Here is a 16,265-nt window from a genome sequence, read left to right on the forward strand (position 1 = left end):
GTCCGCCAAGTGGCGGCATCACCACAACGATATAAAAACAAGGGAAGCAAGGGATGAAAGCATCGAAGGTATTGGTTGGCTTGGCGTGCCTGTATGCCGGCATGGTTGCCGCCGCTACGCCGGAGCAGGACGTGGAGCAAGCAGTGGATCAACTCACCCAGGCCATGTGGCACAAGGACATTCCCGCGCTGAAGGCGCTCACCGCAGACAACCTCAGCTACGGCCACTCCAGCGGCAACGTTCAGGACAAGCAGGCCTTTATCGCCGACATCGAAACCGGCCGCAGCGGCTTCAACAGCCTGAAAATGCTCAACCAGAAAATCATTCTCAGTGGCGACACCGCGCTGGTGCGCAATCACTTTTCCGCGGAGGCGGTGAACAGCGGCAAAGTGGTACCCACTGAAATCGAAAACTTCCAGGTGTGGCAGAAGCAGCACGGCAAGTGGCTGTTGATCGGCAGGCAAGCCTTCCGCTTCTAGCCTTTGTGCGTGCGGCTGCGCTGAACTCGCACCGTTGTCCGGCAGTCATCATATCGACACGTAAAGGCCGCATGCTCCCCGCCAGGGGGCATGCCTTGGCCTTGCCGCCGGGGTTACAGGGTCAGCACGAAGGGAGGACGGCCGCATGGGTGCGAAGGAAGCCATCGATACCACTGCCAAAAGCATCAAACGACGGGCCACGGTGATTTACCGTCGCGATGAACAGATCCTCTTCGTGCGCAAGCGAAACGCCAAATGGAACCTGCCGGGGGGTCGGGTGGAAGCGAACGAAACCCCTCTCCAGGCGGCCCTGCGGGAGATGAGCGAGGAAACCGGGCTTGAATTCGACGAGCTGGCCTTCGTATCGGAATTTACCGAAGACAGGGTCATCCACTTCCTGTTCGAAGCGCCGCAGCCCCTTTCCAAGAAGCCACGGCCCTGCAATGAGATCGACGATTGCCGCTGGTTCAGCGCCAAGGACGTGACCAAGCGCAAGGTACGCGGGCCCATTCGTTCGCTGCTCAAGCAACGCGAAGCGCACAAACCTGAGCTGTCATACAACTGACATATTTGTGAAGCAATATCGCAATGCTTCACGATGACGATCTGGACCGGGTTTGGCGAAACCCCCATGGAGGAAATCGATGGCCCTCTCGCATGAGACATTGCGCAGTCAGATCCAGAAGGCGGCCCCTGTGCTGCAGCGCCTGGACGAAGAAATGGAACGTATCGAATTTGATCCCTTGCGCCCTGCCAGCGTGGCCTCGGCGCGGGTGAAGGTCGAGCAGCTGATCGATACCCTGCTTGTGGACTTCAAGGGCAAACCGATCCTGGGCCCTCTGGCCGTTGCCCTCAAGGCGCAGTACCTGGAGGCGATTCACGCCCGCGTAGTGGACGCTCGCCACGCGGCCTGAACTACTCCGTAGCTGGCCATATCCGAGTGCAGCCGAACCCGCATCACGAGCGAACGATTCGCCTGCCTCGGCGCTCTGAGCAACAACGCGGCACCGCCGCCTGCCTGAGCGCCTGCCAATGACCACCGCTACCGCTTCACCCGCGCACGCCCTGCGGCGTGTCATCACTACTCCCCTGCTGTTGCTGTTCATCCTGGGCGACGTGCTCGGTGCCGGGGTATATGCCTTGGCTGGGACCATCGCGGCCCGGGTGGGCGGGGCCATCTGGGCACCGTTGCTGATCGCGCTGTTTTTTGCCCTGCTCACTGCAGCCTCCTACGCCGAGCTGGTGACCAAATACCCCCGCGCTGGCGGCGCGGCCGTGTTTGCCGAGCGGGCCTTCGGCAAGCCGCTGCTGTCATTTCTGGTGGGCTTTTCCATGCTGGCTGCTGGGGTTACCAGCGCCGCAGGGCTGGCCAAGGCCTTCGCCGGGGACTACCTGGGCGCCTTCGTGCACTGGCCTGCCGGCTGGGTCGCGGCGGGCTTTCTGATCGCCGTGGGGCTGTTGAACGCCCGCGGCATCAAGGAATCTTTGAGCGCGAACCTGGTAATGACGCTGGTGGAGCTCAGCGGGCTGGTGCTGGTGGTCATTGCCGCCGCCTGGTACACAGCCAGCGGCCAGGCAGAGCCCGCACGCCTGCTGGAAGTGGACGCCAACGCGCCGGCCACGGCGATACTCGGGGCGTCCTTGCTGGCGTTCTATTCGTTCGTGGGCTTCGAAACCTCGGCGAACCTGGCTGAAGAAGTTCAGGACGTGCGCCGTGTCTACCCTCGCGCACTGTTCAGCGCCCTGTTGATTGCCGGTGCCATGTACCTGCTGGTAGGCGCCGGCGCGGCGCTGGTGTTGCCGGTGGACGAACTCAAGGCGTCCAGTGCCCCGCTGATGGAAGTGATCGCGGCCTCCGGGCTGGGCATACCGCCCCGCTGGTTCGCGGTGATCGCATTGATTGCCGTGGCCAACGGTGCGCTGCTCACGATGATTATGGCCAGCCGGCTGACGTACGGCATGGCGCGTGAAGGCCTGCTACCGCCTGCGCTCGGCCGGGTACTGCCGCAACGGCGCACCCCTGGCTGGGCCATTCTGGCCACAACCGTGGTTGCTATAGCGCTTACGTTCACCAGCACGCTGGAAACCCTGGCCGAAACGGTGGTGTTGTTGCTGCTGTTCGTGTTCCTCAGTACTAACGTGGCGGTGCTCGTTCTCAAGCGCGACAAGGTGACCACGGACCACTTCAGCGTGCACTGGGTATTCCCCGCGCTGGCGGTGTTGTCCTGCCTGCTGCTGCTTGCCCAGCAAGGGCCGGCCACCTGGCTGCGCGCGGGGCTGATGCTGGTGTTGGGGTTGATGCTGTATGGCGCAACCCGCTGGAGCCGTACCCAAGCCACACACTAGCGCGCGTTCAGTAGTCCACCTTCCCCCGCCCCGCCTTGATGGTGCCGCACTTGCCCTTGGCATCGAGGCGGCGCACTTTCGAACCGCGGGTCGGTTTGGTGGGGCGGCGGGCTTTCTCTACATGGATCGCACCTAGAATCAACTCACGCAGCCGGGCCAGGGCATCGGCGCGGTTCTGTTCCTGAGTGCGGTATTGCTGCGCCTTGATCACCACCACGCCCTCGCTGGTGATCCGGCTGTCACGCAGCGCCAGCAGGCGCTCCTTATGAAACTGTGGCAGCGAAGACCCATGTATGTCGAAGCGCAGGTGTACCGCGCTGGACACCTTGTTCACGTTCTGCCCCCCGGCACCCTGCGCACGGATGGCGCTGAGCTCTATCTCGTGGGCCGGCAGGTGAACGGTATTGGAAATTTCAAGCATCTGGGGCTTCCGGTCTGCGAAGGCGCTACGGTGACTTACGCGCCTGTTTTGAGCAAGCAGGGATCCAGACAGGCCATCCAAGGCTGCCATTTCAGGCCCATGAAATGACGAAGCAGCAGCTTAGTGCGACCAACGGCTATACCGTTCATCGCCGCACTATGTGGATTCGTACCGCTTTGTACCGCTGGTTAAACGTCGCAAATTCCTTGACAGCCGGTACATTCGTGCCCGCGGAGACAGCTCCGATTGAGAGTTGACGCCATTATTTCGCCTTTTCAAACGTTAGCATGCAAAGCAACGAGGCGGCGTTCTGCTATACAAGTTATGGATCCACCCTCGGAGCCGGTGGGTTCTCCGCGACCAGCGCCCTTGCATCAGTAAGGCCACGGGTCACGCTTATACACAGGATCAAGGCAGGCAGTTAATGGACAACATCGTAGTCGCCGATAAAACCACCAGCGAAATTTCCAGCCGCGCCTGGGGGGACCTCCAGCTTGGCCAACCCGGGGTGGTGCAGATCCCCGTCCCGCCTGAACAGGTCGCTGCGGTGGCTCGAAATGGCCAGGACGCCATCGTTACACTCAAGACTGGCGAACGGGTCACCGTCGGCAACTTCTTCAACGCAACCGCCGAGGGCGTGCGCAGCGACATGGTGTTTCAAGGCCAGGACGGCGTGCTCTGGCAGGCGCAATACAGCGCCGAAGCGTTCAACGGTTTCACATTCACTGAGCTGCCTTCGATCGACACCCTTTTGGCCGGCGCGGGGGTGGTCGGCAGTGCTACACCTGAATGGGCAATCGCGGGGCTGGGCGCCCTGGGCGCGGGCGGCGCCACGGCAGCGGCCACCGGCGGGTTGGCCAATAGCGGTGGTGGCGGCGGCGCAGCGCCGGCCGATACCACAGCGCCAGACGCGCCGGGCTCCCTGAGCTTCAGCAGTGATGGCCTGACCTTGAGCGGGCTGGGCGAAGCCGGCGCCACGGTCACGGTCAACGATCCCTTCGGTAACCGACTGGGCAGCGGCGTCGCAGGTGCGGACGGCCGCTTCGCAATTGTGCTCACCTCCCCCCAATTGAATGGCGAAACGGTCACGGTGGTACAGGCCGATGCGGCCGGGAACACGTCTCCAGCCGCCAACCTGGTAGCCAGCGACGTCACCGCGCCGAGCGCTCCTGCGAACCTGGCCCTGGACGCTACCTTGAGCGTGCTCACGGGTACCGCCGAAGCCGGCGCGACAGTGACCGTGCGCGACGCCAATGGCACCGTACTCGGAACGGGCGTGGCCGCAGCGGACGGCAGCTTCAGCCTGGCCCTGGCGCCCGCGCCGGGTGCCGGGGCGGCGTTGAGCGCCAACGCAACGGACCCGGCGGGCAATGTCTCCGCCGATGCCAGCCTCAACGCGCCCGCCGCGCCGCCGGTGCCCGATACCACTCCCCCACTCGCGGCGACCGACGTGGCCATCAGCGGGGACGGTACCCTGCTCAGCGGCCGAGGCGAGCCCGGCGCCGTGGTTACGGTATTCGACCCGGTGGGTAACGTACTGGCCACCGGTACCGTGGCCGCCGATGGCACCTTCGACCTTCCGGTGGTGCCGGGCATCATCAGCGGCCAAGTGCTGCAGCTGATCCTCACCGACGCTGCGGGTAATGTCTCCCCCAATTTGCCGGTCCAGGCGCCGGACCTGTCCCAGCCGGCACCGCCCAGCAACCTTGTGGTCAGCGCCGACGGCCTCAGCCTGACGGGTACAGCCCGGCCCGGCGCGCGGGTGCTGGTACGCAACACCAGCGGCCAGGTGGTGGGTTCCGGGCGCAGCGCCCTGGATGGCACGTTCACCATCGCGCTCGATGCACCGTACACAAACGGTCAAGTGTTCGACGTCACTGCCACCGATGGCAATGGCAACAGCTCGGCGCAGGCTTTGGTCACGGCACCCGATTCAACGGTGCCGGGCGCTGTCACCGACCTGGCAGTGAGCAGTGACGGGCTGGCGCTTTCCGGGCAGGGTGAGGCCGGGGCCACGGTCACGGTCACCAACGCCTCAGGTACTGTGCTTTCCACCGGCACCGTGGCCGCCAACGGTACTTTCGTATTGGCACTGAGCCCCGGCGCTGCCGTGGGCGCCGCGCTTACCGTGCGCCAGGCCGACCCTGCAGGCAACCTGTCGCCCGACGCCACAACAAGCGTGCCGGCAGCCGCTCCGGTGACTCCGGCCGCGCTGGTGGTAACCACCGATGGCCTGACGGTGACCGGCGCCGCCACCCCCGGCGCCACGGTGGAAGTACGTGCCGCCGACGGCACGTTGCTGGGCAGCGCCGTGGTCGCCACAGACGGCACCTTCAGCGTAGCGCTGAGCGGCGCTCAGGTGAATGGCCAACTGCTGGACGTCGCCGTGCTCGACAGCAACGCCACCCCTTCGGTTACCGCGATCCTGGCCGCGCCGGACACCACGGCCCCGGCTGCCGCTACACAGCTAGCAATCAACCCCAACGGGGCCCTGCTCAGTGGCCGTGGCGAAGTCGGCGCCCTGGTGACCGTGCGCGACGCAAACGGCGCGGTGGTGGGCACGGCTACGGTCAATACCGTGGGCAGCTTCGCCGTGGCGCTGAGCCCCGTTCAGATCGACGGCCAGGCCTTGCAAGTTACCCTCGACGATGCGGCCGGTAACGGCTCGGTGGCCAACGGCATCACCGCGCCGGACGTCAATGGGCCCCTTCTGCCTGAAGCGTTGGCGCTCGACGTGACAGGAACGCTGTTGAGCGGCCAAGGCGAAGCCGGCTCGACGGTCAGCGTACGCGACGCCAATGGCACCTTGCTGGGCAGCGCCGTGGCTGACGCCGATGGCCGCTTCGAAGTGACCCTGGCAAGCGCCCAGATCAACGGCCAGGCCTTGCAGGTAAGCGCCGTGAATAGCGCGGGGCTCGTCTCCGGCCCGGCACCGTTCATCGCGCCAGACATTGCCCCACCCTCTGCCGTCACAAATCTTCAAGTGAACGCCCAGGGCCTGGTGCTCACCGGCAGCGGCGAAGCGGGCGCTACCGTGACAGTGCTCGATGCCAACGGCAGCCCGCTGGGCACCGCGCTGGTGGCCCCCGACGGCAGCTTTAGCGTTACGTTGAGCAGCCCGCAAGTGGCGGCCGAAAGCTTGACGGTATGGGCTACCGATGCCGCCGGCAACATCGGCACCGGGGTGCCCTTGACGGCGCCAGACGCTACCCCGCCGGCCGCCCTCGGCAACCTGGCGATTTCGGCCAACGGCAGCCTGGTCAGCGGTAATGGCGAAGTTGGCGCAACGGTCACTGTGAGCGATACCGGCGGCAATGCCCTGGGCACCTCTGTGGTCGGCGCCAATGGCCGCTTCGAAGTGACGCTGGGCACAGCCCAGGTGAACGGCGAAACGCTCAATGTGAGCCAGGCCGATGCCGCCGGCAATGCCACTGCGCCAGCGCCCTTGACCGCGCCGGACATCGTTGCACCGGCGGCGCCGACTACGCTCACGTTCGCCAACGACGGCAGCAGCCTCAGTGGTGTGGGCGAGGCATTCGCGACCATCCGCGTGAGCACCCTGCGTGGCGTGCTACTGGGTTTCACCACGGCCAGCGCCACCGGCAGCTTCACCGTGAACCTCACCCCCGCCCAACTCAATGGGCAGGCCGTGCAGGTGGAACAGCAAGACGTCGCCGGCAACCTCTCCACTCTCATCAGCACCACTGCTCCGGATACCTCCGCCCCCGCGTCGGTCGATAACCTCCTGCTCAGTGGCAATGGCGCCACCCTTACGGGCACCGGCGAAGCGGGTGCCAGCGTTACCGTGAGCAATGCCACAGGCACCGCACTGGGCACTGGCACCGTAGATGTGAATGGCAACTTCAGCGTTATCCTGACCCCGGCCCAGTTGAATGGCCAGGTGCTGACCGTGACCCAGGCAGATGCCATAGGCAATACGTCCGGGCCGGCCACGGTTAACGCGAGCGATATCACCGCGCCGGCCGCCCCGACCGGGCTGGGTGTGGATGCTACCGGCCTGTTGCTCAACGGCACGGCCGAACCCAATGCCGACATAGAAGTACGCGATGCCAACGGCGCCCTGTTGGGCAGCGGCAGCGCCGACAATAACGGCGCATTCTCGATCACGTTGAACACCGCCCAGCTGAACGCTGAGGCGCTGCAGGTGACCGCCGCCGATGCCGACGGCAACGTCTCGCAACCCGCCGGCATCAGCGCGCCCGACACTACTGCGCCGATAGACGTGCGCAACTTGGCGATCAGCCCGGATGGCACCACCCTCTCCGGGGTTGGCGAAGCCGGTGCCATCGTACGCGTGACCAACGCCGCCAACGTGCTGTTGGGCACCACAACTGTGGGCCCTGACGGGGTATTCACCCTTACCCTCACCCCCGCAGCCACAGCCGCGGACGTGCTCACCGTGAGTGAAGCCGACCTGACCGGGAACGCCTCCGGTGCCGTTACGCTGGCCGGCCCCAACGGCACGCAGGTCACCACCCCCGGCAACCTGGCGCTGTCCAGCGATGGCTACACCCTCACGGGTACGGGCTTGGCAGGCACAACGGTGAACGTGACCGACGCCAGCGGCACCAGCCTGGGCACCGCGCTGGTGGGCAGCGCGGGCACCTTCCGCTTGCTGATGCGCAGCGCTCAACTTAACGGCCAGCTACTTCACGTTACCGCCAGCGATGCCAATGGCACCACCTCGGTCGCTACCACCCTGGTCGCCGCCGACGCGACTGCCCCGGATGCACCGTTGAGCCTGGCCAGCGCCAGCGGCGGCAGCGTGATTACCGGGCGCGGCGAAGCGGGCGCTACCGTTACCGTGAGCGATGCCAGCGCAACGGTGCTGGGCAGCGGCGTGGTTGGCGGTAACGGCGCCTTTACCGTGGCGATCAACCCGGCGCAGCTCAACGGCCAGGTGCTGACCGTGGTGCAGACCGACGCCGCGGGCAATGTCTCGCAAACCAACACTCTCGTAACCGCAGACCTGCAAGGGCCGGCAGCCGCCACAGGCTTGGCGGTGAACACCTACGGCACCGTGGTCAGCGGGCTTGGCGAAGCCGGGGCCACGGCCACCGTGCGTGACGCGGCGGGCACAGTGCTGGCCACCGGCACGGTCAACCAGAGCGGCGTGTTCCAGGTTACCCTGCCGATTGCCCAGAACACCGGCGCGGCGCTATCGGTTCAACTCACCGATGCGGCCGGGAACGTCTCGCCCGCCAGCAGCGTCGGCACGCCCGACAACACCGCGCCCAACGCGGTGACCGGCCTGTTGATCAGCGCCGACGGCAGCAGCCTTTCCGGGGTGGGAGAGCCCGGCGCCACCATTGCAGTACAAACCGCCAACGGTACCGTGCTGGGCACTGGGCTGGTGGACCCCAACGGCGTCTTCACGGTCACGCTCAACCCTGCCCCGCTCAATGGCGAAACCCTGGACATCACCCAGACCGACGCCAGTGGCAACCCGTCGGTTGCGGCCAACCTCATCGCGCCAGACATCAGCCCACCTGCCGCGCTCAGCGGTGTAGCGATCAACGCGGACGGCATAACGGTCACCGGCCACGGCGAACCCGGCGCAACGGTCTATGTGCGAGCCGTGGACGGCACCGTTCTGGGCACGGGCCTTGTGGGCAGCAGCGGTGCCTTCAGCGTGACCCTAGGCACGGCACAGCTCAACGCGCAGGTGTTGACCGTGAACCAGGAAGACCCACCCGGCAACGAAGGCCCGGCTGCCAGCCTCACGGCGCCGGACACCACAGCCCCGGCCAGCCCCAGCGACCTGGCGTTCAACGGCAGCGGCTTGCAAGTGAGCGGCCGTGCGGAAGCCGGCTCGGTGGTCACCCTGCGCGATGCCCAGGGGAACGTGTTGGGCAGCGCCACTACCGCTGCCAATGGGCTTTTCGTCGCTGCCTTGAATGCGCCGCAGCTCAATGGCCAGGCACTGACGGTGACGGCCAGTGATCCCGCCGGCAACATGTCGGCCTCGGCGCCATTGCTAGCCGCAGACCTTACAGCCCCTGCAGCGGTAAGCGGCCTGGCCGTTTCCACCGATGGCGCCACGTTGACCGGGCTGGGCGAAGCCGGATCGACCGTCATGGCCACCGCCACCGACGGTACCGTGCTGGGCAGCACCACGGTGGGCAGCGATGGCCGCTTCACCTTGGCTATAACGCCCGCCGCCACGACCGGGGACACCGTGGCGGTCACCGCCTCGGATGCCGCCGGTAACGCTGCCATCAGCATCCCGGTGATCGCGCCAGGGCCGCTGGCCCCCAATGTGGCCAGCAACCTGGCGTTGAGCAGCGACGGCCTCACCGTGCAAGGCAGTGCCGACCCAGGGAGCTTGGTGCGGGTATACAGCGCCAGCGGGCAATTGCTCGGCACCGGGCTGGCAGGCAGCGATGGCGCCTTCAGCGCGCCGTTGACAGCCGCCCAGCTCAACGGCGAAGCCCTGACGGTCATTGCCACGTCCACGGATGGCACCAATGCGGCGCCGGCTGACCTGCTCGCGGCGGATGTGACAGCGCCCACCGCTGTCACCACCTTTAACCTCGCCCGGGACGGCGCCTCGTTGACCGGTTTCGGCGAAGCCGGGGCCACATTGCGCGTGCTGGCCCAAGGAGGGCTGATTCTTGGCACCACCACCGTGGCCGCCGACGGCACGTTCGCGGTCACCCTGGTGCCGGCGCAGCTGGCGGGGCAATTGCTCACGCTCAGCCAGGTAGACGCGGCCGGCAATGAATCGCTGGCCACCACCTTCCTCGCGCCCGACCTGGTGGCGCCCACCGTAGCGGCCAGCCTGTCGTTGAGCCCGGACGGCGCCGTGCTGTCCGGTACGGGGGAAGCTGGTGCCACGGTAAACGTGCTGGATGCCAGCGGCACCCTGCTGGGCACGGGCACTGTGCGCCTGGATGGCACCTTCCAGCTGGCCCTGGTACCGGCCCAGGCCAATGGCCAGGTGTTGTCAGTAACCTTGACCGACGCGGCAGGCAACGCCTCCTTGCCCGCAACGCTTACCGCGGTCGACTCTACCGCTCCAGGGGCGGTATCAGCGTTGGCGATAGGCGCCGATGGCGCGAGCATCAGCGGGCGCGGCGAAGCGGGCTCTATCGTCACGGTTGCGGACGCCGACGGCAACGTGTTGGGCACCGCCACGGTGGGCAGCACGGGCGCCTTCAGCCTGGTGCTGGGCACGCCCCTGCTCAATGCTCAGGTATTGACCTTCACCCAGGCCGATGTGGCGGGCAATGTGTCCCCCTCTGCCAACCTGACCACGGTGGACCTCACCGCCCCCGATGTACTGACCAACGTGGCAATCAACGCCGCAGGCGCGGTGGTGAGCGGCAGAGGCGAAGCCGGCGCGACCGTGACCGTGCGCGACGCGGCCGGCACGCTGCTGGGGAGCACGGTGGTACTGGCCAACGGCAGCTTCGTAGTGGCGCTGACCCCGCCGCAGATCGACAACCAGGCGCTCACCGTGCAGCAGGCGGACCCGCCAGGGAACATCAGCCTCCCGGTGCAGATCGCGGCCCCGGACCTTACCCCGCCCAACCTGGCCACTAACCTTGCCCTCAACAGCACCGGCGACCAGCTCAGCGGCACTGGCGAGCCGTTGGCCAGCGTGCGTATAACCCTGGCCGATGGCTCCGTGGTGGGCACCGGCAACGTGGACGCCACCGGTAATTTCCTCATCACCCTCACCAACCCGGCGGTCAACGGCGAAGCCCTGCTGGTGCGGCTGGGCGATGCGGCGGGCAATCTTTCGCCGATCGCCACCTTGAGCGCGCCGGACATCACCCCACCGGCCGCCGTCGCCAACCTGCTGATCGACGCCGCGGGCGCCGTGCTTACCGGCACTGGCGAGCCCGGGGCTACCTTGGTGGTAAGCAACGCCAACGGCGATACCCTGGCGTTGGGCACGGTTGCCGCCGACGGCACCTTTGCCGTGGCCCTGACCACACCGCAGCTCAACGGCCAGCGGCTGAGCGTGATCCAGCAGGACGCCACCGGCAACCCGTCCACCTCAGCCGGGTTGAACGCGCCCGACCTCACCCCGCCGGCTGCGCCCACGGTCGCCGCCCTGACGCCGGACGGCCTGACCCTCAGCGGTAACGGGGAAGCCCGCGCGGTGATTCAAGTGAGCGCCGCCGACGGCACCGCGCTGGGCACGACCACGGTCAACAGCGACGGAACCTGGAGCCTTACCCTGGGCACCGCCCAGCGCAATGGCGAGCTGCTGACGGTGACCCAGACCGACACCGCCAACAACGCCTCGCCCGCCCTGCCCTATCAAGCCGCAGACAGCACAGCGGCGGGAGCGGTCAGCAACCTGGCGATCAACGCCGATGGCCTGCTGTTGACCGGGCTGGCGGAGGCCGGCGCGGTGGTCAGTGTGAGCAGTGCCAACGGGACGCTGCTGGGCACCGCCACCGCAGGGCTCGATGGCCGTTTTGCCTTTATCCTGCCAACCGCGCAATTGAACGGCGAAACACTCAGCGTGGTGCAGACCGATGCCGCGCTCAACACCTCGACGGCCGCCAGCGTAACAGCGCCGGACATTACCGGCCCGGCGGCCCCGACCATCACCAGCCTTACCGGCAATGGCACCGTCCTGGCGGGTACCGCGGAAGCGTTGGCCACCGTCACGGTGCTGGCCGCCGATGGCACCACGCTGGGCAGCGGCACCGCAGATGCCAACGGCCTCTACAGCATCACTTTGAGCCCGGCCCAGGCCAACGGCGAAACCATCAGCCTGGTCGCCACAGACGTGATCGGCAACGCGTCCCTCCCTTTGCCGTATGTAGTGGCGGACATCACCGCGCCAGCGGCGGTCAGCGACCTGGCGGTCAGCAATGACTACACCACGCTGGCGGGCCACGGCGAGCCGAACGCGGTAGTGACCGTGAGCCTCGGCGGCGTCTCGCTGGGCACCGCCACCGTCGACGCCAACGGCGCCTTCGTGATCACCCTTACCGGCCCGATCGCTGCGGCTGATGTATTGAGCGTGGTGCAGCGGGACGTGGCCGGCAACCCGGCAACCGCCGCCACCCTCACCGTTGCAGCCGTGCCGCCACCCCCTGCACCCACAGCGCTGGTGCTGGCCGGCGATGGCGCCTCCCTGGCCGGTACTGCCACGGCGGGAAGCCTGGTGAAGGTCTATGGCGCCACCGGCACCTTGCTGGGCAGCGCCACTGCGGCAGGCGATGGCAGCTTCAACGTGTCGCTCTCAGCGCCACAAATCAACGGCCAAGTGCTTGGCGTCACCGCCAGCACCCAGGCCGGCGGCGAGTCCATACCGGCGGCGGTGACGGCAGCCGATACCACGGCTCCGGTCGCCCTCACTGATGTAGCCATCAATGGCACCGGCGCTGTCGTGACCGCCCGCGGCGAAGTGGGTGCTACCGTGACCGTACGCGCGGCGGACGGTACGGCATTGGGCTCCGGCATCGTAGGGGCTACGGGCACCGCGACCGTAGCGCTCGTTCCGTTCCAGGCCAACGGGCAGGCGCTCACTGCCACCCAGACCGACCTGGCCGGGAACACCTCGACGGCGGTGGCAATCACCGCGCCGGACATTACCCCTCCCACCGTCCCTGCCTCCTTGGCGCTCACCCCCAACGGGCTGACGCTGACCGGCACAGGCGAGGCCGGCGCCATCGCCCGTGTGCGCGATGTCGGCGGTACCTTGCTGGGCACCGCCACCGTGGCCGCCAATGGCACCTTCTCGGTCACCCTCGGCAGCGCCCAGCTCAACGGCCAGGCCTTGAGCGTGACCCTGACGGACGCTGCCGGCAACGTGTCGATTGCCGCTCCCCTGGTGGCCGCAGACATCACCGCGCCAGGCGCATTCACGAACCTACAGCTAAGTACCAATGGCTTGCAGCTGAGCGGAAATGGCGAAGCGGGCGCCACGGTAAGCGTGACCAACAGCGCCGGCACCGTGCTCGGCACCGCACTGGTGGGGTTAGCCGGCACCTTCACCGTGCAGCTCAGCGCCGCCCAGCTCAATGGCCAGGTACTGACCGTGCGCCAGGCGGACCTGGCGGGTAACGCCAGCACAGGTAGCGTCACCGCCAGCGACGTCACCGCGCCCACCGCACCTGCCAGCGTGGCGGTGGCCGCCGATGGCAGCGCGGTCACCGGCACTGGTGAAGCGGGTGCCACCGCGAGCGTCTATAGCGCAAATGGCACTTTACTCAACAGCGCCACCGTGGGCGGCAACGGGCTGTTCTCGGTAGCGCTGAGCCCCGCCCAGGCAGACGGCCAGGCCCTCACCGTGCGGCTTACCGACGCCGCTGGCAACGCCTCCTCCCAGGCGAGCGTGACCGCGCCGGACATCACCCCGCCCGCCGCCCCCACCACAGCGGTTGTCGGGGCAAGCGGTACGGTGGTCACGGGTACTGGCCTTGCCGGCGCGCGTATCTTCGTGCGCAGCGCGTTCGGTGTACTGCTGGGCAGCGCGACGGTCGCTGCCAACGGCACCTACTCGGTGGCCCTGACCCCGGCGCAGATCAACAGCCAGGCCCTGAGCATCACCCAGGTGGACGCGGCAGGTAACGCGTCCACCGCCGTGAGCGCCACGGCACCAGACCTTACGCCGCCTACCGCAGCCACGGCACTGGTAGTGGCCGGCGACGGCAACAGCCTGAGCGGTAGCGGCGAAGCGGGCAGTACCGTCACGGTCCGCAGTGCTGCGGGCGTTACCTTGGGCACCGCTACGGTGGCGGCCAATGGCACCTTCAACGTGGCGCTGGGCAGCGCGCAGATCAACGGCGAGGTGCTTACCGTTACCCTGCGCGACAGCCATGGCAACCTGTCCACTACCAGCAGCGTGACCGCCCCGGATGTGGACGTGAACCGCCCGGTGGTGGCCAGCGACAACCTCACCACGGCAACCGTAAACCTTGCGCCTGTAATGACCACCCGCAATTACGCAGACAGCTTCACCACGGTGCTCAACGGGTTCAACAAGGTGTTCAACTTCACGGTTGCCAGCGGCACCAGCGTTGATCCCACCCTTACGCTTTCCACCACAAGCGCCCTGGCGCTCTATAACGGCGCCACGTACACCCTCCAGGTGCAGGACGCCAGCGGTAACTGGGTCACCCTGGGCAACGCCTCCAATGGCGCCTTGCTGAACGTGCTCCTGCTGGCCGGCCAAGGCGTGGTGGTGGACATTGGCACGCTGCTGGGGGGCAACTATCGCCTGGTAGTAGCCAGCAATGGCATCGGTGTGCTGACCACCGTTACCAGCAACCTGCAGCTGGATATCACCGGCCTGAACCAGTTCAATGGTACGGCTGGGGCGGTACTCAACGGCAACGTAGTCACCGACGTTGGCACCGATGGCACCGCCGATGTAACCGGGCCGGACAACGGCGCGGTTGTGCAGGTGTTGCGCAACGGCGCGTTCGTGAGCACCGCCGGCGGCACCACCGTGCAAGGCCTGTATGGCACCCTCACTATCGATGCCCAAGGCAACTACACCTACACGGCCAACGGCAGCGTAAGCAGCGTGGGCAAGGTGGACGTGTTCACCTACCAACTGGTACACCCCAATGGCCTTACCGACACCGCCAACCTGTATGTACGTATCGACAGCCCACAGGCGGCCGAAGTATGGAACAGCGGTAACCTGGCCGCGCCGGCAACAGTGGTGGATGCCACCTTCGACGTGGCCAGTAGCTCACTGACACTCGCCCACAAGGTCACTACCACCACCAGCGCACTGGGCAGCATTGCTGTCGTGCTAGGGGGCGGATCGGGGACTTTCTCCTTCAGCGTCGCCGCCGATACCGTCAGCGACCTGACTATTACGCTGTCGGCCTCCAGCCTGTTGTCGCTGCTGGGCTCCATTGTGCTGGGCCTGTACAAGCTCGATCCCGCCACCGGGCAGTACGTGCTGGTACAGGCGTGGGGCGGCGCCTCGCTGCTCACCCTGGGTAGCGGCGTCGCCGGCGCCACCATGGATGATCAGACTGCGGGCACCTATCAGGTGCGATTGTCCACTGGCGGCATTGGCCTGCTGACCACAGTGAACGTAGGCCTGATCAACGTTGCCACCTACAACAACCAGTTCACGGTAGGCAGCTACACCCCGGTCACCGGTAACCTGGTCACCGATACCGCTGGCGGCGGCGCGGACGTGTTGGGCTCGGCCTATACCTTCCTCAGTGTGCTCGCGGCTGGCAGCTACGTAACGCCAGGCTACAACGGCACGGCCATTGCCGGCACCTACGGCACGCTGCTGGTGAAAGCCGATGGCAGCTACACCTACACCCTCAACGCCGGGCTGACGGGGTACGCGGTGGGGCATCAGGACGTGTTCACCTACGCCCTCACCCACCCCAACGGGACCGTGGACACCGCCACCCTCACCGTGAGCCTGAATCAGGCAGGGGCTGCAGTGGCGGCCAGCACCTTCAGTACGCTCAGCGTGGCGAGCGACGCTGATGTGCACTCCGCCGTGGCCGCCAGCAGCACGGGCGAGACCTTGCAGGGCACCAGCGGCGACGACACGCTGGATGGCTCCCACGGTGGCGCCATCACATTGGCCGGCGGCGCGGGCAACGACACGCTGATCATCGTCGACCAACAGTTCGCGTCGGTGGACGGTGGCACTGGCACCGACACCCTGGTGTGGGGAGGCGGCGCGGCCAACATCGACCTGGCCAACCTGGCGGCGCGGATCCATAACATCGAGGTGATCGACCTCAACACCACAGCGCCGGTGAACCTCACCCTGAGCCTCTCGGACCTGGTCAGCGTGCTGTCCAGCGACAACGACACGCTGATGATCAAGGGCAACGCCCAGGACACGGTGCACGTCACCGGGCAATGGGACGCCGGTGGCCTGCATCAGGTAGGCGGCGTGGATTACGTGCAATACAGCCCCCAGGAGGACCCCAGCCATCACCTCTGGGTACAGAGCGGTATCCAGATGGTTTGACACCAAAAGGACAGTGCCGCCCCGGCCCGGCAACCTGCCGGGGCGGCCATCACAGTAAGGGACAGCG

The 16,265-nt window shown here is 66.7% G+C and carries 6 protein-coding genes; 5 read left to right on the forward strand and 1 reads right to left on the reverse strand.

The genetic code is table 11. The features are described 5' to 3' along the window. The first annotated feature begins 53 nt into the window (after positions 1-53). From AC3Z8Y_RS13595 to AC3Z8Y_RS13610, 4 genes are all read left to right on the forward strand, one after another. Positions 54-479, forward strand: coding sequence for a nuclear transport factor 2 family protein (locus AC3Z8Y_RS13595; RefSeq protein WP_181116426.1), 426 nt, complete (start codon positions 54-56; stop codon positions 477-479). 145 nt (positions 480-624) lie between these two features. Next, a complete protein-coding gene (locus AC3Z8Y_RS13600) occupies positions 625-1,044 on the forward strand; it encodes an NUDIX hydrolase (protein ID WP_490086237.1) in 420 nt (139 codons plus the stop codon). A 79-nt stretch (positions 1,045-1,123) separates the two neighbouring features. Further along, complete coding sequence (locus tag AC3Z8Y_RS13605) at positions 1,124-1,393, forward strand: hypothetical protein (protein ID WP_490086238.1); 270 nt, start codon at positions 1,124-1,126, stop codon at positions 1,391-1,393. Positions 1,394-1,511: 118 nt separating this feature from the next. Beyond that, positions 1,512-2,825: an APC family permease gene (locus AC3Z8Y_RS13610; RefSeq protein WP_490086239.1), complete on the forward strand. Its 1,314-nt coding sequence runs from the start codon at positions 1,512-1,514 to the stop codon at positions 2,823-2,825. A 7-nt stretch (positions 2,826-2,832) separates the two neighbouring features. Here the strand turns inward: AC3Z8Y_RS13610 and arfB are convergent, their stop codons facing one another. Beyond that, complete coding sequence (arfB, locus tag AC3Z8Y_RS13615; protein WP_490086240.1) at positions 2,833-3,246, reverse strand: alternative ribosome rescue aminoacyl-tRNA hydrolase ArfB; 414 nt, start codon at positions 3,244-3,246, stop codon at positions 2,833-2,835. A 424-nt stretch (positions 3,247-3,670) separates the two neighbouring features. Between arfB and AC3Z8Y_RS13620 the strand changes: the two genes are divergently transcribed. Further along, on the forward strand, positions 3,671-16,198 hold the full coding sequence (locus tag AC3Z8Y_RS13620; protein WP_490086241.1) for a BapA/Bap/LapF family large adhesin: 12,528 nt from the start codon (positions 3,671-3,673) through the stop codon (positions 16,196-16,198). Positions 16,199-16,265: the final 67 nt, after the last annotated feature.

The organism is Pseudomonas sp. 3MAES_34.3B, from assembly GCF_058145875.1.

What these genes read in the sequence shown, in the direction of transcription:
- AC3Z8Y_RS13610 (WP_490086239.1), top strand. Translation starts at nt 1,512, where the DNA reads ATGACCACCGCTACCGCTTCACCCGCGCACGCCCTGCGGCGTGTCATC.
- AC3Z8Y_RS13605 (WP_490086238.1), top strand. Translation starts at nt 1,124, where the DNA reads ATGGCCCTCTCGCATGAGACATTGCGCAGTCAGATCCAGAAGGCGGCC.
- arfB (WP_490086240.1), bottom strand. Translation starts at nt 3,246, where the DNA reads ATGCTTGAAATTTCCAATACCGTTCACCTGCCGGCCCACGAGATAGAG.
- AC3Z8Y_RS13595 (WP_181116426.1), top strand. Translation starts at nt 54, where the DNA reads ATGAAAGCATCGAAGGTATTGGTTGGCTTGGCGTGCCTGTATGCCGGC.
- AC3Z8Y_RS13620 (WP_490086241.1), top strand. Translation starts at nt 3,671, where the DNA reads ATGGACAACATCGTAGTCGCCGATAAAACCACCAGCGAAATTTCCAGC.
- AC3Z8Y_RS13600 (WP_490086237.1), top strand. Translation starts at nt 625, where the DNA reads ATGGGTGCGAAGGAAGCCATCGATACCACTGCCAAAAGCATCAAACGA.